Origin of the sequence: Paenibacillus sp. FSL P2-0322, from assembly GCF_037975315.1 — a bacterium.
In the GTDB taxonomy this organism is placed as follows: Bacteria; Bacillota; Bacilli; order Paenibacillales; family Paenibacillaceae; genus Paenibacillus; species Paenibacillus polymyxa_B.
The window spans coordinates 1381216-1405169 of sequence record NZ_CP150243.1; the positions used below are offsets into that span (position 1 = coordinate 1381216).

The window sequence follows — 23954 nt, forward strand, 5'->3', positions numbered from 1 at the left end:
GTACGATGATGACAAAAACAGGATTCAATCTGGCGGCTCTTCAATTCAATGAACAGGATTTTCAGGACGCGGGTCCGATCGCGGTTAATGAGCTGCGAGATTCGGATATTGCAGTCATCGGGATTAGCTGTGAAATTGCCGAAAGTGAAAATGCGGCTCAGTTTTGGGATCTTCTGCGGGCGGGGCAGGACGCTATACGCCCTTTTCCTGCCCGACGAAAAAGGGAGCTGGAGAGCCTCTTCCAAGCCGGGCTGTTGAATGAACAAACGGCATTAAATGAAGGTGGATTTCTAGAAGAAATTGATAAGTTCGACTATCCCTTTTTTCAACTTTCTCCGGCTGAAGCGCGATTGATGGACCCAAACCAGCGACTGTTTTTGGAGTCTGCCTGGGCGGCAGTTGAAGATGCGGGGTACGGTGGTAAAAAGCTTTCCGGTAGTCGGACAGGAGTCTATGTCGGCTACAGCAGTGATTTTGGTGAGGAGTACAAGCGGTTTATAGCAGAAATGGCTCCTTCATCAGCTTCTTCGGCGATTCCAGGTAATATTCATTCCATGATTGCCAGTCGGATCGCCTATCTGCTGGATTTAAAAGGGCCCAGTCTGTTGGTGGATACCGCATGTTCTTCATCTTTGGTGGCCATTCACCTGGCCTGCCGGGATTTGCGGCACGGCGATTGCGATACGGCGATTGCCGGCGGGGTAAAGGTCACACTCGTACCTATAAAAGAGGGAAAGGGCGGGGGGCTGGGTGTAGGCTCCTCGGATGACCGGACGAGAACGTTCGATAGCGTTTCAGATGGCACAGGCGGAGGAGAAGGTGTAGCCGCTGTTCTGCTCAAACCCTTGAAGCGGGCCATTCAGGATCAGGACCATATTTATGCTGTCATTAAAGGCAGTGCTGTGAACAATGACGGGACTTCAGCCGGGATTACGGCTCCCAATTCGCTGGCAGGAGAGGATGTCATTGTACGGGCCTGGAAGGATGCTGGGATTGACCCGGATACCATTACATATATTGAAGCTCATGGGACAGGCACCAAGCTGGGTGATCCAGTGGAGATTGATGGTATACGGAGAGCCTTTCGGCAGTATACCGACCGGAATCAATTTTGTGCCATAGGCTCGGTCAAAACCAATGTAGGTCACCTGGATAACAGTGCGGGAATCACGGGCTTTTTAAAGGCAGTGCTCGCTTTGGAGCATGCAGAAATTCCGGCGAGCCTACATTTTACCTGCCCAAACCCGGATATTAGCTTTATTGATTCGCCTGTATATGTGAATGACAAGCTGCAGCCTTGGCCCAAGGAGGATTTTCCGCGACGCTGCGGAGTCAGTTCCTTCGGGCTCAGCGGTACGAACTGCCATGTCGTTCTGGAAGAGGCCCCGGTGTGGGCCGAAATGCAGGATGGTGGCCAGTTGGAGCAGGAAACACCGGAAACGGTTCAGCTTTTTACGTTATCTGCTAAAAATGAAACAGTGCTTGCAGCCTATGTGAAGCAATATCAGCAATATGTCATGGAACCCAAAACCTATCCGTTACGCGATCTTTGTTATACCGCCAATACCGGACGAGGGCAGTACGGCTTTCGTCTAGCGATTTTGTGCCGGGATTGGGATGATCTAGGAGCAAAGCTGACTCAAATTCAGACCTCAGGCTTCAGCGGACAAGCGAAACAAGAAGAGTTCATACCGGGTGTGTATTTTGGATGTCATAAGGTTGTATCTGCACAGAAGGAAAAAGAAGCAGGGGAGCTTACGCTGGAGGAATCCAGAAGACTGACAGCATCAGCCAAAGAGAAACTGACCCAGTCTTCATTCGAGTTCGATACGCTGGATTCTCTGTGCCGTATGTATGTTGAGGGAGCAGATGTGGAATGGGAGAGCTTGTATGAAGGCAAAGCGTGCCGCAGACGAAGCCTTCCCACCTATCCTTTTGAGCCTAAGCGATGCTGGGTGGAGGTAGAGGAGAAGGCAGTCGTTTCTCAGGCTTCCCATGTTCGAAAATTCACAGAGATGGAAACAACACATCCGCTTTTGGACTATTGTTTGGCAGAAACCGAGGATCAGGATATTTACCTGACCCGTTTCTCTGTTGGGCGTCATTGGGTACTAAGCGAGCATAAGATTATGGAAAACTGTATTGTACCAGGAACCACTTATCTGGAAATGGTTAGGGCAGGGTTGGAAAAATACAAGCGTCCAGGCAAGGTGCTGGAGCTATATGATATCCAGTTTATTTCTCCGCTCATCGTGGATGCAGAGGAAGAAAGAGAAGTACACACCGTTTTGCAACGGGAGGGTGAGACGTTTTCGTTTAAGGTATTAAGCCGGACGGGACCCTCAGTTCAGCCGTGGGAGCAGAATTGGGTAAGGCATGCACAGGGGCGCGCGGTATTTGTAAAGGCAGCCCATCCTGTTATGAGTCTGGGCGATATTCGGACTGAGTGCAACGATCAGGAAGTAGTAGTCGGTGAGAATCATGCCGAAGCTGCTCCTGCATTTTCATTCGGGCCGCGGTGGGAGACGCTACGGACGATTGCGATTGGAACAGATCAAGTGCTGGCTAAGCTGGAGTTGCCTGCAGCCTATCATATGGATGTAAGCCAATATGTGCTTCATCCCGCTTTATTGGATGTGGCCGTCGGGGTAGCAAGCCAGAGTTTGGGAAATGGCCTGTTCCTGCCATTTTCATATCACAAGCTGCGCATTTACGACTCCCTCCCACGGCTTTGCTACAGCTATCTGCGCAAAAAAAACAAGGTCAGGGAAAGTGGAGAAATTTTAACGGTAGATGTGCTCATTCTGGGTGCCGAAGGTCAGGTACTGGTAGAAATTGAAGATTATGCAGTCAAACGTGTACACGAGGCGGATCTTAAACGAACCCGCTATACAGAACATCATAAATATCATCAGATTGTATGGAAAAAGCAAGAACAAGCACCCTCCGAATATGAAGAAGATACAGTAACCCGGACCGCAAATGATTCAGTGTTATCCACACCGCTGGAAACAGTTTTATTATTCACAGATAACCGTCCGATCGGTGTAACGCTGCGTGGATTGTTAGCGCACGAAGGGTATGATGTGGTTGAAGTGAAGCGGGGAGTCACCTTTACTAAAATGTCAGCCCATGCTTACTTCTCTACGGGTTCCGAGGAAGATCATAGACGCTTGTTGACAGAGATGCAATGTCAGAATGCTAAGAAACTGATATACCTCTGGAACGGGCAGTCTATGGTTCAGCTATTTCATCTGGCTAAGGCAATCGCAGAGACCAAGTCAGCTGTTAAGGAACTGACGGTGATCGCTGAGCAGGCTTATAAAGTGAATGAATTGGAAAATGAATTAAAACCAGAACATGCGGGCTTGTTTGGGCTGGCCCGGGTCATCGGTCAGGAATACCCTGATCTGAGCTGCCGTTGTCTCGATATAGATACAAGCACCCAGCCTTCAGGACTCATTCATTCCCTACGGCACGATGATGATACATTTCTGGTCGCTTGGCGTAACGGCGAACGTTATGTAGAGCAGATTGAACCTGTGGATCTGACGGAAAGCGAAGTTGACCCGATTACGATCAGACCGCAGGGAACCTATGTCATAACTGGTGGTACTGGCGGGCTGGGATTGGCAATCGGTAAATGGCTTGCTTCTAAAGGTCAGGTCACACTGGGATTGATAGGTCGCAAGCCTTTGCCACCCAAGGAGCAATGGGAGGCCATTGCAAACGCTGATTCGAACGGAAGCCGTAACGTAAGACAGAACTTAAAGCCAGATATGAATACAAGGATGCTGAATATGGTTACCGCCTTACTGGAATTGGAGCAGCAGGGAGCGCAGGTAGAATATTATGCTGTCGATGTAGCTGACGAGACCGCTATGAAGCAAGCCTTGAATGAACTTCGCCACAAGTATGGGGCTATTCACGGTATCATCCATGCTGCGGGTGTGGCTGGAGACGGTTTTATGGCTCTCAAGAGCCAGGACCGCTTTACCGAGGTACTGGCTCCGAAGGTAACAGGCACACATGTGCTTGACCGAATCACCACTGCGGATACACTGGACTTTTTTATTCTTTTTTCATCTGTGACTTCACTGATGGGTGGACCAGGCCAAAGCGACTACACGGCAGCCAACGCCTATCTGGATGCCTTTGCCGAGTGGCGGAATCACTCCGGCCGACGTACGCTTGCCATCAACTGGGCTCCTTGGCAGGAAGTTGGGATGGCTTTTGAGCATGAGGTTGATTTCCAAGAGAGCTTATTTCAGGCTCTGTCCACACAAGAGGGACTGGCCGCTCTTGAACAATTATTGCTTCATCCCGTTCCGCGTGTCATTGTGGGTGGCTTGAATTACGCTCAGGTGGCCGCGCTGGATTCCGCTGCCATTCCTTTCGGATTTTCTCATGAAATGCGGGCTATTCTGGACCGTCATCGTCGGCTTCTGCATGACCATGCGGTCACGTCATCTGCTGCCGTGCGCCGTCCTGTGCAGTTGCGTGGTCGGGCAACAGAACAATATAGCTCATCTGAAAAGGTGATCGCAAGCATATGGGCGGAAGTGCTGGGGCTTGATGAGCTGAACATCTATGACAGTTTTTATGAGCTGGGAGGAGACTCCCTGATTGCTAGTAAAATGGTGGGGCAGATGAATCAAAGCTTGTCCAAAAAAGTGGATATGAGCGATATTTTCAACTATATGACGGTCAGCGAATTAGCCCTGTATACGGATGGAGAAGCGAAGCAGCCTCTTCTGACGGAAACGGAGCTGCCTGCACCCCAATCAGCTGACAAAAATCTGATCATTCATCCGGTGGAACAACGTGAGGTGTACCCAGCTTCCTCGACGCAGCGTCGATTTTATATGATGCGTCAAATGGCAGGACATAGCACCTTGAACAATCTATGCAGTGCGATGACCATCACTGGTAATCTGGATCATCATCGGTTGGAGAAAGCCATATATGCGGTAATTCGTCGTCATAGCTCGCTGCGCACCGCTTTTGAGTTGCGGGATAACGAACTGGTACAGAGAGTGTACCCGGAGGTAGATTTTTCGCTGGAATATAGCGAAGGGGACGAGCGCGAGCTCGAAGCGTATGTGAATGAATTTATCCGTCCTTTTGACCTGAATCGTGCCCCGCTGTTAAAGGCGAAGCTGATCCGGCTGAAGGATGATTCCCACCTCTTTCTGTGCGATGTTGACCATATTGCAGCCGATGGAGCCTCGATTGGTATTTTATTAAGTGAAATGATACAGGGCTATTCTGGACAGGATCTACCGCAACTGCCTATGCAATATACCGATTTTACATTGTGGCAAAATCAGCGTCTGGACAGTGCCGAAATGAAAAAGCAGGAGGCATACTGGCTGGACGTATTTAAGGGGACGCTGCCTGTACTTGATTTGCCTACAGATGAGCCGCGGGCAGCGCAAATGAGCAATGCCGGGGATGTCTATACATTTGATCTGAGTGAGGAATTAACAGCTTTGGCTAAAAAAACAGCGGTACAGCATGGGGTTACGCTCTTTATGCTTCTGTACGCTGTCTATAGCACTTTATTGGCCAAATATGCGAATCAGGAAGAGATCATTATTGGCATTCCAAGCGCAGGTCGCCAGTCGGAAGAGGTCCAGCACATGATTGGGCTGTTCATCAATACGCTGGCCCTACGAACTGCGCCAGCTGAAGATAAGCCTTTCGCAGCATATTTGCAGGAGGTTAAGAAGCACGCGCTTGAAGCCTATAAGCATGAGGATTATCCCTTTGAAATGCTGCTGAATCAGCTTGACGTACCGAGAGACCGGAGCCGGAACCCACTTTTTGATGTTCAGTTTATTTCCCAGAACTTTCGGGGGGAGCCGATGAGCATCAACGGGCTTCGCTTTACTCCGTTGGAAGCTAAGATGGAGGCTGTACAAGTCGATCTGACAGTCATATGGGTTGAAAATGAAGGCAAGCTGCGTTTTCACTTTGAGTATGCGACCCAACTGTTCAAGGGAGAGACCATACGTCGGCTTGCGAGCTATTACAAGAATCTTTTACAAGAAGTTTGTGCTGATGCTTCGCGGCCGATTGGCCTCATTTCCATGAATCAGGCGGAAGAACAGCAGCGAACCCTGTACGAGTGGAATGAAACCCGGGTGAATTACCCACAGGAAAAGCTGGTTCACCAGTGGTTTGAAGAGCAGGCTGAACAGCATCCTGAGCGGATTGCTGCCGTCTACGGAGAGCATTCGCTGACTTACAGCCAATTGAATATCAGAGCTAATCAGCTTGCCCGGCACTTGCTAACTTATCATTTGGTACCGGACCAAGCTGTCGGTATCCTGGTTCCCCGTTCGCTGGATATGCTGACCAGCATGCTTGCCGTACTCAAAGTAGGAGCAGCCTATGTCCCTATGGACCCGGAACATCCGACGGAGCGGGTGGCCTACATGCTGGAGGACAGCGGCGTGTCTCTGCTCCTAACTTCTGCGGGTACCGTCAGCATCGACACGCTTCGCTTTACAGGGTCTGTCATGGATGTAAGTGATCCGGCCTTGTACAGCGTAGATGCTGATAATCTAGCTTTTGCATTTGCAGGCAAGGAGTCTCTGGCATCTCACCATTTGGCTTATATTTTGTACACGTCAGGATCATCCGGTAAGCCCAAAGGAGTCATGGTTGAGCATAGAAATGTAACGAATTACATCACGGCTTTCCAGCATAAATTCCACTTAACGGCTGAGGACGTAGTGCTCCAGCAGGCAGCCATTACCTTTGATGCATCCGTGGAGGAAATATACCCTACATTGGCAGCAGGGGGAACGCTGGCTATGGTTTCACGGGATGAACTGAAGGACATTCAATGGCTGAACCAATTCATTCGCCAGCAGCAAGTGACCGTGGTCAGCGCCTCGCCGTTTATTTTAAATGAGCTAAATCAACTGCCCCCTTTCCCGCATATTCGCACTTACATTAGCGGGGGGGATGTGCTGAAAAGCGAATATGTCACCCAGTTGTTGCGTTCCGCAAAGGTCTACAATACGTACGGACCGACAGAAGCGACTGTCTGTGCTACCTATTATTGTGTGCCGGATATTCCAGCTGTCCATCCATTGCCTGTCGGACGGCCTGTAGCCAATGCTGAGGTATACATCATGAATCGCAGGGGTACGGATGTTATGCCTATCGGGGTACCCGGTGAAATATGCATTTCAGGCTGGGGTGTTGCACGCGGCTATATGAACCGCCCCGAACTGACGCAGCAGCAGTTTGTAGCAAATCCGTGGATACCGGGCGAGCGGATGTACAAAACGGGTGATCTGGGCAGATATCTTGAAGATGGGCAAATTCAATTTTTAGGAAGAGTCGATCAGCAGGTTAAAGTGCGGGGTTACCGCATTGAGCCGGGCGAGGTTGAAAAATCGTTGCTCCAGCACCCACATATACAGGATGGAGTGGTGTTAGTTCAGGAAGTCCAGCCTGGTATGCATGAGCTATGCGCCTATATCGTTACAGATCAGGAATTGTCGGTGGCAGAACTGAAGACCCATCTGTCGGTAACCTTGCCTGAATATATGATTCCGTCTTACTTTGTTCGAGTCGATGAGATCCCGTTAACACATCACGGAAAAATCGACCGTCATGCTTTACCGCAGGTTAATGAAAGTATCAAGGTCGGTACGGCCTATGTACATCCAGCTTCACCCCTGGAAGAGCGCTTGGTTGAGCTTTGGTCGGAAATCCTGCACCGGGAGCAGATTGGCACACAGGATGACTTCTTCCTGCTGGGAGGGCAATCCTTGCTGGCAACCAAGCTGGTCTACCTTATTAACAAGGAATGGAATGTAAATCTGACACTGCGCGATTTCTTCCGGGCAGGGACGGTTCAAGGGTTAGCGACATGGATAGAAGAAATTCAATCGGGCCGTGAACGTGGAATATTAGTGGAACAGGAGGGATTAATCAAGCCCTTTAATCTCCGGCAAAAGCCATTGTTCCGCGTTCAGGTTATTCATCAGCCTGCCAACCGTCATTTGCTGTTCATTGATATGCATCATATTATTACGGACGGTCTTTCCCAGGAGATAATCGTCGAGGAATTTGCTCGTTTATACGGGGGCATGAACTTACCGGAATTGACGATCCAGTATAAAGACTATGCCGTGTGGCAGCGTGAGTTTTTGAACAGTGTGGAATTCCGTCAGCAGGAGCAGTTTTGGCTGGAGCTTTTTCAAGGGGAAATTACAGAGCTGGAATTGCCTACGGATTTTTCACGCCCCGATGTGAGAAGAGGTGAAGGGCAAGCCATTCATTTTGAGCTGGATCAGGAATGGACGTGGAAGTTAAAACGCTTTGCCCTGCAACAAAATGTCACGGTATTTATGGTTCTATTGGCGGCCTATAACCTATTGCTGGCCAAAGCCAGTGGGCAGGAAGATATTATCGTCGGCATTCCGGTATCCGGCAGAACTCATGCGAGCCTGAGTCCTCTTGTCGGCATGTTCGTCAATACGTTGGCCCTTCGCAACACACCGGAGAAGGACATGACTGTACACGAATTTTTAATGCAGGTAAAGGAACGTTCTTTTCAGGCTTTTGAGCATCAGGACTATCCGTTTGAGCAACTGGTTGAGAAGTTGAATTTGGCTGGCAAAACAAGTCGCAATCCGCTGTTCGATACCATGTTTGCATTATTGAACGAGTCTTCCCGTACCATCGTAGAATTACCCGGTCTGAAACTGACTCCATGTGATGAAGCGGAGTATACAGGAGCACAATTCGATTTAACATTTACTGCAGCCATGACCGACGAGCATATCGAATGTATCCTTCAATACGATGTAGATCTCTTTACCGGGGAGACGGTGGAACGCTTGAGCCGGGAATTCCTTCAAATCTTACACACTGTCCTTGTCAATCCACAGCAAAAGATTGGAGAGCTTCGGATAGAAAAGGTGGCAGTTGACCCGAATCAGCGGGACAGAGAGGAAATACTTGAGTCAGCAAGCGTCCACAAGGAAGAGGACTGGGTGAGTGAGCTTGCCATAGCGGCTTCGGAATCGGTGAGCGAGGCGGAATGGAAGACACTTGTCCATGATTTCAATCAGACAGACATGGGTCCGGGGTCCGTAAAGCTGTTACATCAATATTTCGAGGGTCAAGCAAGCCGAAACCCTGAGCATATCGCTCTCATTTCCGGTCAACAGGAGATCAGCTACGGAGAAGTAAATCGAAGGGCGAATCTGGTCGCACATAGCCTACTGGACTCCGGTACCCGGCCAGAGCAAGTAGTAGCTATTGTCATGGAGCGCTCACCGGAAATGATTGTTGCTTTATTGGGTGTGTTAAAAGCAGGGGCGGCGTACCTCCCCATTCATCCAGCCGATCCAAAGGAACGGATTCGCTACATCCTGGCAGACGCTGGGGCCGAATGGATTCTGACCCATCAGCAATGCCACGCCAACTGGATAGATGAAGAAATCCAGCAGGTCATCGACGTCGACTTACTGTGTCAGGATCAGCAAGAACGAGACAATCCAGAGCTTGTCATCCAGCCTGATCATCTGGCTTATGTCATCTTCACCTCCGGCTCAACCGGGCAGCCCAAAGGGGTGATGGTGGAGCATCACGCCTTTAGTGCGCGAGTGGTATGGCTGGCACAACAGCTTGGTTTAAGGGAGCAGGATACGGTGCTGCAAAAAGCATCCTATACCTTTGATGGTTCCATCGTCGAGCTTTTCAGCTGGTTCATGGGCGGAGGACGATTGGTGTTATTGGAGGCAGGTGCAGAAACGGATACCCGTCAAATGCTGGATACCATTCACAGGCATCAGGTTACAGTGGCTTTCTTCATTCCTACCGTGCTGCAAATGTTTTTGTCAGAGCTTTCAGTCGAGGATACGATCCAAGCAGCCACTTTGCGTTGGGTCATGTCGGGTGGCGAACAGATAGGCCAGGAGCAGGTGCGAAGTTTTAATCTGAAGTTCCCGGAAGCGAGATTACTTAATCTGTATGGGCCTACTGAAGCCAGTGTGTTTGCAACAGCCTATACGTGTACGTCTGTATCTTCCGAAGGTCCGATTCCGATCGGACGGCCTGTGGGCAACACCCGGGCGTATATTTTAAATCAGGAGCTGGCGTTGGTTGGTTTGGGGCAGGTAGGAGAGCTTTGTCTGGGAGGGTGCCATCTGGCACGCGGGTATGTACATCTGGATGGACTTACGGCAGAGCGTTTTATCCCCAATCCTTTTGTACCAGGTGAGCGAATCTATCGGACAGGCGATCTTGCCCGGATGTTGCCTAGCGGCGAGATTGTTTACTTGGGACGGTTGGATCAAATGGTGAAAATCGGGGGCTACCGAATTGAGATAGGTGAAATTGAAACAGCCCTCTTGCAAAATAACGACATACAGCAGGCGGCTGTACTTGATTTGACAGATGAGCAGGGCAACAAGTATTTGTGTGCTTATCTGGTTGTGCAAACCGACTGTACAGTTCGAGAACTGCGGGCATTTTTGCTGGAACGATTACCGGAATATATGATTCCTTTACGTTTTGTGAAGGTGGAGACGATGCCTCTAGGTTCAAGCGGAAAGCTGGACCGTAAGGCGTTAAATACCTTGGGGGTAGAGTTGCCTTCCGGCAAAGAACATACACCGCCCCGCAACGAAATGGAACAGCAACTGCTCCTGTTGTGGGCGGACATTTTCAAAACAGGCGCAGTAGGTATAGATGATCATTTCTTTGAGTTTGGCGGAGATTCGTTGCTCGCTTACCAGTTCATTTTGCGTGTGCGTCAAATGTTGGCCATCGAGATTACTTTAAAGGAACTTTTTGCAGCTCCGACTATTCGACAACTTTCAGATCACATAAGCTCCAGAAGAGTTGAGTGTCATCACGAGGATGAAGCGACAGTCCGTTCCTTGATCCCTGCTGCGACTCCAAGCGCCCATTATCCGGCCTCGTCTGCTCAAATGCGTCTTTTTATGATGCACGAGCTGAATCCAGAGGATCTAAGCTATAATCTACCGGGCGCCATGATGCTGGAAGGAGAACTGGACCTGGCCAGACTTGAGGGAGCCTTCCAAGCGCTTATTCAGCGTCACGACGCTTTTAGGACCACATTTGATGTGATCAACGGCGAGATTGTTCAGCTTATTCATGATTCTGTTCCGTTTGCCATTGAGTTTTTCAGAACAGAGGAAACCGAGATTAGCAACATACTTCGGGGCGATGGAAAGCTTATGAGAGAAGTCATCCCAGTTCAGCAGCATGCACTGTCATCAGTAAAAGTAGAGAAAAAAGAACGCCGACGGAGGGAGATTTAGCATCATGCATTATGAAGGATATGAAACATCTTCGGCGCAAAAACGGCTATATCTGATTCATGATCTTCTCGGACCTAACATCATCTATAACATGCCCAGCATTCGAATCATCAAAGGAGCGCTGGAGCCAGAGCGGCTGTACAGAGCATGGTGTAGGCTGACAGAACGTCATGAGGGCTTGCGAACGTCCTTTATTCAAAAGGACGGCGAGGTTTTACAACTCGTCCATGAATCCATCGATGTATCGATTCCCTATAGAGAACTTTCGGATCAGAGTACGGATAAGCTTGTTAACGAGTTTATCCGTCCGTTCAATCTGAACGAGGCCCCTCTATGGCGGGCTGAGCTTGTACCTTTGGTTGATGGGGAGATTCTGTTCCTGTTTGATATCCACCATATCATCGCGGATGCGGTAACCATCAACATTATATTTGAAGAGCTGATGGCTCTATATCAGGGACAGGAGCTTGCTCCATTAGAGTTTCAGTATGTCGATTATACGATCTGGCAAAACGATCAATTAAGCGATATTCATATTCAGAAACAGGGTGAATTTTGGCTGAACCAATTTACAGAGGATGTTCCTCTGCTGTCGTTGCCTACGGATGAAAAAGGCTTAAGGTCTGATTACAGCGGTGGGATCGTATCGTACTCGATTGAAGCTAACACGGCTCACTCCTTGCGTGCATTATGCTTGCAGCACAATGTTACGTTGTATATGGTTCTACTCGCCGCGTACAGCATCCTTCTGTCCAAATATGCCGGACAGGAGGATCTGGTCATCGGAACACCTGTCGCCGGAAGGACTCATTCCGAGTTTGAAGGGATTGTGGGCATGTTCGTGAACACGCTCGCCTTGCGTCAGAAACCGCAGAGAACCAAGCGGTTCTCTGATTTTCTGGAAGAAGTGGCAGACCGAACTTTTGCTGCGTTTGAGCATCAGGACTACCCCTTTGATATGCTGGTGGAGCAGGTCAATCCTGAACGAATCAGTGGTCGTAATCCCTTATTTGATGCTTGCTTTGTATTGGAAAATGTACCGCAGCCTGTCGTGCAGGCAACAGAGGTCACGTTTTCTCCTTATACTTTTGAACATAAAATCGCTAAATTTGATATCACCTTGTATGCATACGAAATGCAGGAGGGTATCGGGCTGGAACTGGAATATCGCAAAGCGTTGTTTACGGAGGAAAGCGCCCGCCGGATGCTACGACATTTTGCCAGAATTGTCGAAATCATTGGCGAACAACCCGATATTCGGATTGAAGACATTGATATGGTTACAGAAGAAGAGCGCACCGTTTTACTTCATACTTTTAATCAGACCCACAGCAAAAATGCATACGAAAAAAATTCGCATGGGGTAACCATCCATCGACTGTTCGAACAGCAAGTGATACGGACGCCTGACCATCCAGCCGTGAGGTGGAAAGAAAAGCAACTAACGTATGATGAATTAAATGAACGTGCCAATCAATTGGCGCGGGTTTTACGGCAAAAGGGAGTTCAGGCAGAAGATGTCGTCGGTATTTTAGCTACGCCTGCGTTGGAGATGATTGTTGGTATTTTAGCTATTTTGAAGGCCGGGGCCGCTTATTTACCGATTGATCCGCTCTACCCAGATGAACGGATTCAATATCTATTACAGGATAGTCAGGCGAAAATATGCCTTCTACCGACTGCCAGCACTAGACGCTTTCCTGGAGTGGACATGTTACTGCTCACAGACCCGAGTCTCTATACGGGAGAACCCCGTAATCTGGAGGACAGCAATCAGGCGCACAATGTGATGTACATTATTTATACTTCAGGGTCTACAGGACAACCAAAGGGTGTAATGATTGAGCATCAATCCTTTGCTCGCCTAGTGTTAGAGCCAGGGCCGTTGGCTATTACGCAAGAGGATCGAATATTGCAGACGTGTTCCCTGGCCTTTGATGTGTCGGTTTTTGAACTGTGGGGAACACTGCTGAGCGGGGCAACCTTGTATCTCATTGAAAAAGAAGAGCTTTTATCTGCCGACATACTCGGCAAGAGGATGGCACAGTATGGAATCACGATGGCATGGTTCACGGCTCCTTTGCTAAATCAGCTGATTGATGAGAAACCTTCCATCTTTACTGGACTTCGATTGATCATGACCGGGGGAGACGCCTTGTCTCCGCAGCATATGAAGCTCCTTCGCGCCGCCCAGCCGGATTTAACGATTGTCAATGCCTACGGTCCTTCGGAGAATACTATTTTTACGTCGTTCCATACGATTCAGGAGGACTATGACCATAACGTGCCGATTGGCAAGCCTGTCGCCAATACACAGGTCTATATCCTGAGCGCGTCCAATCAACTTCAGCCCATTGGAGTACCGGGTGAGCTGTGCATTGGAGGTGAAGGATTGGCGCGTGGCTATTTGGCTCGGGAGGAATTAACGGCAGCCAAATTTGTTTCTCATCCCTGGCTCCCAGAAGAGCGTATGTACCGTTCTGGAGATTGTGCCCGATGGCTGGCTGACGGAACGCTTGAATTTTTGGGTCGCATGGATCACCAGGTCAAAATTCGGGGCTTTCGTATTGAAACCGGCGAAATTGAGGCTCGGCTTGCACATATAGAGGGGATTCAGGAAGCAGTCGTGCTTGTTCGTCAGCACAGCGACGGGATCAAATACCTCTGTGCTTACTTTGTTTCCGACGTAGAAATGTCACAGGCAGAAGTCCGGCTGGAGCTGGCTACATATTTGCCGGATTATATGATTCCTGCCTGTCTGATCCGACTTCCGCGTTTGCCACTGAATGTGAATGGCAAAGTTGATCGGAACGCGTTGCCAGAGCCTGATCTTGAAGCACTGCGGGAGAATGAATATGTCCCTCCTTGCAATGAACTGGAACAGGAGCTGGTTCGCATCTGGTCGATGGTTCTGCCCACGAACCTGCCGACGGATCGCATTGGTGTAACGGACAATTTTTTCACCCTGGGAGGAAGCTCGCTCAAGGCTACCAAGCTGGTTTCACTAGTTTTGCGTGAGTTAGGGATAGACCTACCGCTTACCAAATTATTTACTTTTCCTACTATCCGCCTACTGGCAAGTGCATTGCAGGGAAAGGAAAGAAGTGTGTTTCCAGCCAGAGCAGACACGCTTGTTCTCTTAAAGCCCGGCACAGCGCAGGATAAGCACCTTTTTTTCATCCATGATGGAAGCTTGGATGTCAGTTGCTACATGGAATTGGTCAACGGACTTACAGCTACTTGGAATTATTGGGGCATAAAAATGGATGCTTCGATTCTTGCTGAAAATAAAACAGCCGGGATGAAGGAAGCGGCACACCGATATGTGAATCAATTGAAAAGTATTCAGAAAACAGGCCCGTATTATGTTGCGGGGTGGAGTATGGGGGGAACGCTTGCTTTCGAAATGACCCGACAATTGGAAGAACAAGAAGAACGTGTCGAACTTTTGGCCATTCTGGACACACTGCCACCTTTGAAGTATGGCAAGGAAGATCACTGGGACCACCATATTCAGGAACTGGAGAGGATGGAAGAAACGTTGGATTTTTCGCAGTGGAAGCGAGCATTTCCAGCCAGTGTACTCCCCTTGCTACCAGAATTTAATGAGTTGGGACGAAGTGAATTACTAGAACGCTTTAAAAGTGTGAATCATTGGGTGAAAATGCAGCATGTCTACCAGCCCGATCGAGCTGTAAAGGCCCCTGTATGTTTGTTTATTTCAGAACATACCTGGGAATTAGGATATAAAGGATGGGAATTGTATTGTAAGGGGGAAATGTTCACGCATAAAGTGCCTGGCGATCATTTCTCTATCGTAAAAGGAGCCCAAGCCGTGTCTGTAGGTTTGGTGCTGAATACATTTTTGAGGTAAGATTATGCTCCTGCTTGGAGGTTGAAGACCCCAAGCAGGAGTATTTATTTGATATGATCGTGTAAGTTGGTTTGTAATATTAATTGACATGATGTATAAAAACATATCGTAATGTATGAAAAACCCCCTTGTATGCTTCCAGATTTTATAGTAAAGTATCCAATAATCAACTTTGTTTGAACATAATATTCACTGTTTGTGAGTATATATCACACTTTCATCACGACCTCACATACTCCTCTTTCTATTTATTACATCACATCTATTCATTACCCTACAGCATCTCTTACACCACTAGATTATGAACACTTCTGTCCTACTACACCTATTTGATGAACTCGGAACCTGAGACCACAGCTTGAGGACAAGCTTGTCATGTCAATCCAAAGGAATTGGCATTCATCCGGTATCAACGAATTAACAATATATAAGGTGTGAAAGGGGTTTGCTGCATGAGCAAAAAGTATGCAAAACACAAAATCTGGACCGTTCTGCTGGTGCTTGCGCTAGGAGCTGTTTTGGCGCTTTCCGGTTGTGGGGGATCAGGTGAAGGAGCAAAGCCAGAGGCAGGGAAAACACCAAGCGGAGCAGGAGAGGGCGTGCAGGACACACTCATTTATGGACGCGGCGGAGATTCCGTGGCGCTAGATCCTGCCATTGTGACTGAAAGCGAGTCGCTAAAAATCGGAATGCAAGTGTTCGACACACTGCTGGAATATAAGCAAAACACAACGGAGATCCAACCGGGGCTTGCAGAGAGCTGGGAAGTATCACCAGATGGACTGGTCTATACGTTCAAGCTGCGTCAGGGTGTAAAATTCCATGACGGAAGTGATTTTAACGCAGAAGCGGTTGTGTTTAACTTTGACCGCTGGGCTGATCCGAAAAGTCCATACAAATTTGAAGGTGACTCGTTTGACTATTATGATTCTATGTTCGGTCCTGAAGGAAGTAGGGTGATTAAGGAGGTTAAAGCGGTAGATGCGAACAGCGTCCAGTTTACACTAAACAAGCCGCAGGCGCCGTTTTTACAAAATATCGCTATGCCATCCTTTAGTATTTCAAGTCCCAAGGCTATTCAGGAGAAAAAGGCTGATTTCAAGAGTAATCCGGTCGGCACGGGTCCTTTTGTATTTAAGGAATGGAAACGGAACGATACCATCACGCTGGAGAAGAATCCAAACTATTGGAAAGAGGGGCAGCCGAAGCTGGCTAAGATCATTGTTCGTTCCATACCCGACAATACCGCGAGATTTAATGCTCTGCAAAACGGGGAAATTGACCTGATGGAGGATTTGAACCCGGATGATGCAAAGCAGTTAGACGGTAATAGCGAGTTGGTGAAAATTGAACGTCCCTCCTTTAATGTGGCGTACATTGGCTTTAATTTAAAGAAAAAAACCTTCAATAATCCCAAGGTGCGGCAGGCACTGAATCATGCAGTGAACAAGCAGGCCATTATTGATGCATTGTTTGCAGGGCAGGCTAAGCCTGCGGTCAATCCGATGCCACCTACGTTATGGGGGTACAACGATAGTATTCAGGACTACGCCTATGATCTGGATAAGGCTAAATCTTTGCTAGCGGAAGCGGGCTTTCCTAACGGGCTTCCCGAGCCGTTAACCTTCTATGCAATGCCCGTATCTCGTCCTTATATGCCTGACGGCAAAAAGGTGGCAGAGGCCATTCAAGCCGATTTTGAAAAAATAGGCGTCAAAGTAAACATCCAATCCCCGGAATGGGCTACGTATCTGGATGATGTTAAGGCGGGGGAAAAGGATGATCTGTATATGCTGGGATGGAACGGGGACAATGGTGACCCGGATAATTTTCTTTATACATTGCTGGACAAGGATACGATTCCAGGCAATAACCGCAGTTTTTATGTGAATGAGGAACTTCATAAAATATTGGTGAAGGCTCAGGTTGAGGTCGACCAGAACAAGCGTGGGGAACTGTATAAACAAGCACAAGTGATTATTAAACAGGATGCGCCGTGGATTCCATTGGTTCATAGCACACCGCTGATGGCAGGTAAAGCGAACCTCAAGGGTTTTGTACCTTCTCCGGCAGGTATTGAAGCGTACGGAAATATTTATTTTGAATAGCCCAAACGCAAGCAGGCGGTGAATAGGATATGAACTCATATATTGTAAAAAGACTGGCTATATTGATTCCTGTATTACTGGGCATGACGCTCATCGTTTTTTCCATTATTCATGCCATTCCGGGAGATCCGGCGGAAACCATACTGGGAGATAAGGCTACGGAACAGTCCAAGCAGGCGCTACGTGAGCAATTGGGGCTGGATAAGCCGTGGTTACAGCAATATGGGACCTATTTAGGTGAGCTGGCACAAGGGGACTTGGGCGATTCCATTCGCACCAGGCAGCCGATTGCCCGGGAAATGCTTCCTTATCTGGCGGCTACGCTGGAGTTGACAGTAGCAAGCATGTTTTTTGCTGTAGTAGTCGGAATGAACGCCGGCATCGTGAGTGCCTGGAAACGAAATTCCTGGTTTGACTATGTCAGTATGGTCATTGCCCTGGTCGGAGTATCGATGCCGATTTTTTGGCTGGGCTTGATGGAGCAATGGATCTTTGCAAATAAACTGCATTGGCTTCCTTCCATCGGACGCATGAATTCTCGTGATCCGGTGGAAGCTGTGACACATTTAGCCGTGATTGATGCGATCATAGGTGGACGTATGGATCAGGTGTGGACCGTCATCAAGCATTTGATCCTGCCCAGTATCGCACTGGGAACGATTCCAATGGCGGTCATTGCGCGCATTACCCGTTCCAGCATGCTGGAGGTTATGGATGCGGACTATATCCGTACAGCTCGGGCGAAGGGGCTGGCATCTTTTCAAGTCGTATACAAACATGCGCTTAAAAATGCTGCGATCCCCGTACTTACTGTCATCGGTCTTCAGACTGGCTCACTACTGGGAGGCGCGGTACTGACAGAAACCATTTTTGCCTGGCCTGGCATCGGACGGTACATTTTTGAAGCGATCAGCTCGCGTGACTATCCGGTTATTCAAAGCGGAATTCTGATCATTGCGTTCCTGTTCGTCATCATTAATCTGATTGTCGATTTGCTGTACGCGGTGCTCGACCGGCGTATCCGTTATCAGTAATCAAGTCGCCAATTGTTCAAGGGGGAGCTTGTCCGATGTCACAATTTTCAATGGAACCCAACAACATACCGACGACACGCAGCACATTGGCTCATTTGCCTGTCGTGACTGGCCCTTGGAGAGACGCATGGAGGGCTTTTCGTCACAATAAAATGGCGTTCGTCGGCCTGAGCATTATTATCTTCTTTGTCATCATTGCTTTGATCGCGCCGTGGATTGCTCCTTTTGACTATAAAGAGCAAAATTTGGTGAGCCGTTTGCAGCCTCCTTCTGCGGAGCATTGGTTCGGTACGGATGATCTCGGTCGAGATTTACTGACTCGCACGCTGTATGGAGCCAGAATCTCGTTGTGGGTCGGTTTCTTGTCTGTTATTGGTTCAATGATTGTAGGAACAGCCTTAGGTTTAATCGCAGGATTTTACGGAAAATGGGCAGATATGGTCATCTCGCGGCTATTCGACATTTTACTGGCATTTCCGGGGATTTTGCTGGCCATTGCCATTGTGGCCATTCTAGGACCTTCATTGGAAAATGCGTTGTATGCCATTGCCATTGTCAATGTGCCAACATATGGACGGTTGGTTCGATCTAAGGTGCTGAGTGTCAAAACGGAGGAGTATATCACTTCTGCCAGAGCGCTTGGAGCCAATAATACACGAATCATCCTCCGTTATATTTTGCCTAACAGCCTGACACCGATCATCGTACAGGGAACGTTGGGGATCGGAACGGCCATTATTGAAGCGGCAGCGCTTGGATTTCTGGGCTTGGGTGCACAACCTCCTGAGCCAGAGTGGGGTAAAATGTTGTCCGATTCGCGGCAATATATCCAGAACGCGCCGTGGACAGTTATTTTTCCGGGGGTATCTATCATGCTGACCGTATTGGGCTTTAACCTAATGGGGGACGGCCTGCGGGATGTGCTTGACCCGAGGGCGAAGCGTTAGAGCAAAAGTGGTGAGGTATATAAAGTTGAGTAAAGGGGTGTTCTCTGGCCTGAATCAAATGGCTGGGGAACACCTTTTTTATATGACATTAAGAGCTTTCCGTAGGATACTCGCTTCGAAAGCACAATCCGACTGCGCAGTGACGCTAAAAGTAACTTTTACAGCTGAAAGTCATGTGAACTTTCCTGAGGCGCGAAAAAAATGTATAATCACTCCAATTGAGTACGTAGGGAGTGGGCTTTATGACATGGCAGGACAAGAGAGAGCATCGGCAATTTGCGGAACAGACACGAAGCGACGCTTCACGGGCCGCATATGAGCGGGACTACTCCCGTTTAATCCATTCACCGACTTTCCGTCGGTTGCAGGGTAAATCACAGGTATTTGGCGCAGGCACGGGCGATTATTACCGCACACGACTGACGCATTCTTTGGAGGTAGCGCAAATTGCACGTGAAGCATCCCGAAGCTTGCTGCGCCGCCATCCCGAAGTAGAGCTGGAACAGGCAGATAACGCAGGACTGATCATTGACCCTGAGGTGGTAGAATGTGCTTCCATTGCACATGACTTTGGGCATCCCCCGTTCGGACACAAGGGAGAAGAGGTGCTGGACGGGATTTTGGATCAACTGATTGAAACAAAGGTAGAAAAGATATCCTCTGCCGGAGGCTTCACACCGGAGTCTAAGCGTGGACAGGAGGCCTATGCGCGTGAGCGACGAATTTATGAGCATTTTGAAGGGAACGCGCACAATTTCCGGCTGATTATGTTTTTGGAGAAGCGTGAGAACGTGGATGGTTTGAATTTGTCGGACGCTGTGTTACTCGGGATCAACAAATACCCGTACCCGGGGATTCTGAACAAAAAAGGGTTGTACCTGCATGAGTGGGAATACATACGTTCCATCCGCGAGGATTGGGGTATCCCTGATGGTAAAAAAACGTTGGAAGCCCAGCTTATGGACCTGTGCGACGATATCGCTTATTCTGCGCATGATCTGGAGGACGGGATTAAGGCTGGGAAAATCGAGGTACATGAGCACTTCTTATATGATCCGTATTTAATTCGTCTGATTACGGAGAAAATCACCACGTTGGAGGATAGCTTCTGGCAAGGCTGGCAACTGGCTCAGATTGAGCAGAAGGTAGCGGCTGTGCTGAGCGAATTTTTGAAGGTGTGGAACGGCAAGATGCCGATGTGTGAACACGATTATTCCCGTACCCGCCGTGAAGTGAAGGCATACTGGGTCAGCCTGTTTGTCAGCAGCTTGGGTGTAATTGAGGATGGAAATTGGAAAAAGGTGACCTTCGTACGGGATGGAAGCGAAGATTTGGATATGCTGCGCACTGTGAGTGTGTTGAAAAGCTTTGCTTGGGTTACGATGATCCGCGATCTGCGCGTACAGCGACTGCAAAAACGGAGTGAGTGGATGCTCAGACGGCTGTGGTTAGCTTTTCTAGACCCGGAAACGTCCAAATCTATTATTCCAAGCGACTGGCTCCAGCGCTATGAGCGCGACCAAGCCAAGGCGAAACCGATCTGGACATGGGAGCATATGGTCATAGACTATATTGCAGGCATGACCGATGCTTTTGCTGAAAAAATCTATAATGAGTTATACGGCCTGAAGGTGGGTTCGATTTATGATCTGGATTGACCTTTAAATTACCCCTATATAGTAGAAGGAACTGGTTTGTAATGGATAGCAGGAGGGAGGAATGTGTCTATGCAATCTCAGTCTTTATCTATAAAAAGGTTGAATCTCGGTGTGCTCGATATGGTGCCGTTGCTGCCCAGTAACCGTCCGGAGCAGGCGGTTCAACGAGCTGGTGAACTAGCAAGACAGGCAGAAGCATGGGGATATACACGCTACTGGACCTCGGAGCACCATGATATGGAGGGGCTGGCTTCCTCCAGCCCGGAAGTGCTGCTGTCTCATATCGGGGCGGTGACGAAGACAATCAAACTGGGTGCGGGTGCTATTTTGCTCCCGCATTATAGTCCAGTCAAGGTCGCGGAATGGTTTCATTTGCTGGCTGCTCTATATCCTGGCAGAGTCGAATTGGGCCTGGGGAGAGCACCTGGTGGTGGACCTCATGCTTCAATGGCACTGAGCGGTAATTTTCTTCAACATGTGACGGAGCTGCCACAGACGATGGAAGCTCTATTGGCTTTGCTGGAAGGTACATACGAATATGAACAGGTGCCTGTGTTTGCCCGGCCGATGCCTGAACAGCCGCCAGCAGTGTGGATGCTGGGTACAAACCGAAAAAGTGCCGAATATGCCGCCCAGTATTCAACAGGCTATGTATTCGGTCAGTTTATGAGTGAACAGCAAACGGAAGAAATGCTAAGCATTTACCGCTCCAGCTTTCAGCCATCCAACCGGATGGACAAGCCACGTACCATGGTTGCTGTAGGAGCAGTATGTGCCTTGACGAATGAACTGGCGCAGCAATGGGCTGGTCAGATTTCATTGGGCGACCCGGCAATGCGAGCCAGCTGGCTGGTGGGAACGCCGTCGGATATTGCCGAACGGTTACGCGGCTTGCAGATTAAATATGATAATGATGAGTTTCTGTTGGTCACACCGATTCCCGATTATGAGCAGCGGCTTCACTCCTACCGTCTAATAGCGGAGGCTGTAAATTCTAGCCTTGATTCCAAATGAAAAGAGATATGACATGAATAAACAGAAAACGAATATCGAAGAAATGAAACCAAGCTACATATATACCTATGCGTGTCATGAAACAGAGCGTGAGTTGTGTTTTTTGGAATTAAAATGCTTGTTCGGTCAGCCGCCCGTGCAGGACTCCATCCTATTGTCCCATCGGCGTCTGGAGCCGGGGACGAGCCCGTTTATTCATCTTAGGCTGGATGTAATGACAGATGCGGGAACGCTGGAAGAGCTATGCGAAGCAGCTTCTATGTTACAACTTGAGGAAGGAAAGACTTTCAAGGTGTTGTGCCTTAAAGAAGGTGACCATGAGGCTGACTATGACGAGCGGCGCGGGATCGAACGCCGAATGGGTGCACGCATTCATGGGCAGGCGCAAATGAAGACACCGGATATCACCCTTGGTGTTATTCGGATAGGAGAACGGTGGCTACTGGGCACGTGTCAGTATAGCGACAGATCGTGGCAGGAGCGTCGTCAGAAGCCGCAAAATTATTCTACTGGACTACCCGTTCTGGTTGCCAGAGCACTTGTGAATTTGGCAGCAACTGATCTAACAGCAGCAAAGGGAGAGTCAGGCTCATTGAAGCTGCTAGACCCGTGTTGTGGTATGGGCAATGTAATGATTGAGGCATTGAGTATGGGAAAGGATATTCGCGGTTGTGATATCAACCCGTTGGCGGTGCGTGGGGCACGAGTGAATTTGCGTCATTTTGGATATGAAGAAGATCTAGTGAAGCTCGGGGATATGAATATGCTCGAAGGCACATACGATGCAGCCATATTGGATATGCCCTATAACCTGTGCTCCGTGCTCCCGGCTGATGAACAAAAGAAGATGCTGCGCAGTCTGAGACGCTTGGCCGCGCGGGCAGTGGTCGTGAGCACGGAGCCGATGGAAACATTGTTATCCGACTCAGATTGGACCCTTACGGAGCAATGCCGCATACATAAGACAGGTATGAGTCGGGAAATTTGGATCTGTAAGTAGTGTGTTAATACTGAGTTTTGTAGTTAACCAAATTCAGCGGCAGTTCCTGATCAGCGGCATAGGCATTCAAATTAGTAAGAAAAATATCTACTGCCCGTTCGGCATATCGGTCCGTATCGCCTGCAATATGCGGTGTGATCAAGACATGGTCCAGACTCCATAGCGGATGTGAAGCAGGTAGCGGTTCTTCCTCGAATACATCCAGTCCGGCAAAGGCAATATGCTTTTGCTCCAAAGAGCGTACAAGCGCATCCGTATGAACGGTGCCACCGCGGCCTACATTAATGAAGAAGGCTCCCTTACGCATAGCTGCAAATGCTTTTTCGTCAAAGAAGTGATGGGTTTCCTTGGTGAATGGTAATATATTTACCACGATATCCGCCGCTCCCAATGCTTCGTGTAGTTGTTCGTTAGTATACATATGCTCTACATGGGGAGCTTCCTTGCCAGAACGACGGACTCCGATCACCCGCATACCAAAGGCTTCTGCAATCCGCGCTGTTTCGCGGCCGATTTCGCCAACGCCTGTAATCAACAGCGTCTTGCCACGTAATTCCGTCAGTTGGCCTTTCGGTGGCTGCCATGTTTTCTGACGTTGCAAGAGAGCTGCTTGCTGTAAATAACGTGTATGCGATAGCAGCATGCCAAAGATCTGCTCTGTAATTGGAATTGCATGCACACCACTCGTATTCGTGAGTAAAATGTTACGCTTTTCCAATTCGGTAAGCGGTAGCTTGTCAATTCCAGCCGACCAGGTTTGTATCCACTTCAGTTTGCTGTCTGGGTGTAACGCCTCTTCGGCAATATGCTTGGACCAGCCTAGAATAACCTCGGCCTCCCGGATTTGTTTAGGCTCCAATTCCTGAGCTTTGCCAATAATCAACTCGTAGCCCGGAGCCGTTGCACGAACTTGTTTTTTTTGCACTTCCGTAAGTTGATGTAAGCTTAAAATGTTTCCCATAGTTCATAGCCTCCTCGATTTGGAGTTTCCAATATATTCT

Annotated in this window: 9 protein-coding genes; 8 read left to right on the top strand and 1 reads right to left on the bottom strand. The window is 48.8% G+C overall.

Going from position 1 to position 23954, the window contains the following annotated elements:
* The first annotated feature begins 5 nt into the window (after positions 1–5).
* From MKY24_RS06125 to MKY24_RS06160, 8 genes are all read left to right on the top strand, one after another.
* Positions 6–11318, top strand: coding sequence for an amino acid adenylation domain-containing protein (locus MKY24_RS06125; protein WP_339201619.1), 11313 nt, complete (start codon positions 6–8; stop codon positions 11316–11318).
* Between the two features lie 4 nt (positions 11319–11322).
* Complete coding sequence (locus tag MKY24_RS06130; protein WP_339201620.1) at positions 11323–15192, top strand: amino acid adenylation domain-containing protein; 3870 nt, start codon at positions 11323–11325, stop codon at positions 15190–15192.
* A 452-nt stretch (positions 15193–15644) separates the two neighbouring features.
* The gene (locus MKY24_RS06135; RefSeq protein WP_023987405.1) at positions 15645–17300 is read left to right on the top strand and encodes an ABC transporter substrate-binding protein; all 1656 of its coding nucleotides are present in this window, start codon (positions 15645–15647) and stop codon (positions 17298–17300) included.
* 29 nt (positions 17301–17329) lie between these two features.
* Positions 17330–18334, top strand: a complete 1005-nt coding sequence (locus MKY24_RS06140; protein WP_023987406.1) for an ABC transporter permease — start codon at positions 17330–17332, stop codon at positions 18332–18334.
* A gap of 35 nt (positions 18335–18369) precedes the next feature.
* Positions 18370–19281 (top strand): nickel transporter permease, encoded by a 912-nt coding sequence (gene nikC, locus MKY24_RS06145; protein ID WP_023987407.1) that lies wholly within the window; start codon positions 18370–18372, stop codon positions 19279–19281.
* Positions 19282–19523: 242 nt separating this feature from the next.
* Positions 19524–20939 (top strand): dGTP triphosphohydrolase, encoded by a 1416-nt coding sequence (dgt, locus tag MKY24_RS06150; protein WP_028543119.1) that lies wholly within the window; start codon positions 19524–19526, stop codon positions 20937–20939.
* A gap of 69 nt (positions 20940–21008) precedes the next feature.
* On the top strand, positions 21009–21953 hold the full coding sequence (locus MKY24_RS06155) for an MsnO8 family LLM class oxidoreductase (RefSeq protein WP_339202277.1): 945 nt from the start codon (positions 21009–21011) through the stop codon (positions 21951–21953).
* A 13-nt stretch (positions 21954–21966) separates the two neighbouring features.
* On the top strand, positions 21967–22953 hold the full coding sequence (locus MKY24_RS06160) for a methyltransferase domain-containing protein (protein ID WP_028543117.1): 987 nt from the start codon (positions 21967–21969) through the stop codon (positions 22951–22953).
* A gap of 4 nt (positions 22954–22957) precedes the next feature.
* On the opposite strand, the gene MKY24_RS06165 is transcribed toward MKY24_RS06160, so the two are convergent.
* A complete protein-coding gene (locus MKY24_RS06165; protein ID WP_339201621.1) occupies positions 22958–23914 on the bottom strand; it encodes a D-2-hydroxyacid dehydrogenase in 957 nt (318 codons plus the stop codon).
* Positions 23915–23954 lie beyond the last annotated feature (40 nt).